Annotated in this window: 1 protein-coding gene; it reads left to right on the plus strand. The window is 52.9% G+C overall.

Annotated elements, in window-relative coordinates; translation table 11 throughout:
• Positions 1-24 precede the first annotated feature (24 nt).
• A complete protein-coding gene (locus tag CKW24_RS27645; protein ID WP_095172053.1) occupies positions 25-1200 on the plus strand; it encodes an integrase core domain-containing protein in 1176 nt (391 codons plus the stop codon).
• The last annotated feature ends 38 nt before the right edge of the window (positions 1201-1238 follow it).

A 1238-nucleotide genomic window follows, 5' to 3' on the forward strand; every position in this document is an offset into this window, starting at 1 on the left:
GGTCGATTTCGCGAGGATCTGACCATGCCCTGGAGAGAGCTGAAACCTATGGATCGAAAAGTGATGTTCATCGCTGCCTATCTGGCGGACAAACACACCTTCAGCAAGCTGTGCAGTGACTACGAGATCAGTCGAAAGACTGGCTATAAATGGGTCGAGCGATACAAAGCTGAAGGGCCTAGTGGGCTTGAGGAACGCAGCCGTTGCCGGCACAGCCAGAGCTACGTGGTGCCTGTCGCTGTTAGGCAGGCAATCATCGAGCTTCGGTCTATCGGAGAAACAACTCCAGGGCCTAAGAAGATCCAAAATGACTTGCTCAAGCGCTTTCCCGATCAGGATCCGCCGTCAAAAACGACCATCTACAACATCCTTAAGGCAGCCGACTTAATTACGCCGCAGCGTGTACGACGGCGTGTCGCGGTCTATCCCAAACCTTTGAGCAAGGCAGAAAAACCTAATCAGCTCTTTAGCGCGGACTACAAGGGCCAGTTTCTGACGGGCGCCGGAGTTTGGTGCTATCCACTGACGATCATGGATCACGCCAGCCGTTTTCTACTGGCCTGCCAGAGTATGTCCAGTACCAATCTGAAGGAGACCCAACAGACCTTTGAGCGAGTTTTCCGCGAGTACGGGTTGCCGGAGCGTATTCGGACTGACAATGGTGTGCCATTTGCCAGTACCGGCCGTGCCGGGCTGTCGCAGCTGTCGATATGGTGGCTGCGACTAGGGATTATTCCTGAGCGAATTGAGCCTGGCCGTCCGGACCAGAATGGGCGTCACGAACGCATGCACCGAACGCTGAAAAGTACCTTGCCTCAACCGCCCGCCATTCCTTGGGAGGCTCAGCAGAGACAGTTTGACCGCTTTATGCAGCACTACAATTATGAGCGGGGGCACGAGGCGCTTGACCAGAAAACGCCTGCTTCCTGCTATTCACCCTCGACTCGGAGTTACCCGGAAAAGTTGCCTGAAATGGGGTATGCGAGCCACGTGGAGTGTTACCTGGCTGATAGTAATGGAATCATTAATCGAGCAGGTCTGCGGATTTATATAGCCAATGTGCTTAAGCATCAGACCATTGGAATGGAGATGATCAGTGATGATGTGTGGGAGGTGATATTCGGTCCGGTAATCCTAGGCCGGGTCTATGCTAGAGAGGCAAAGAACGGGTACGTGTCGATAAAAGTGTTACCTATGTAAAGGTACTTTTTTGTAACCCATGTGGTTGTCCCGTACAT

Source organism: Pseudomonas sp. Irchel 3H3 (assembly GCF_900187635.1).
GTDB lineage: Bacteria > Pseudomonadota > Gammaproteobacteria > Pseudomonadales > Pseudomonadaceae > Aquipseudomonas.

Excerpts from the sequence above, each read along its gene's own strand:
- CKW24_RS27645 (WP_095172053.1), top strand. The coding sequence starts at position 25 with ATGCCCTGGAGAGAGCTGAAACCTATGGATCGAAAAGTGATGTTCATC.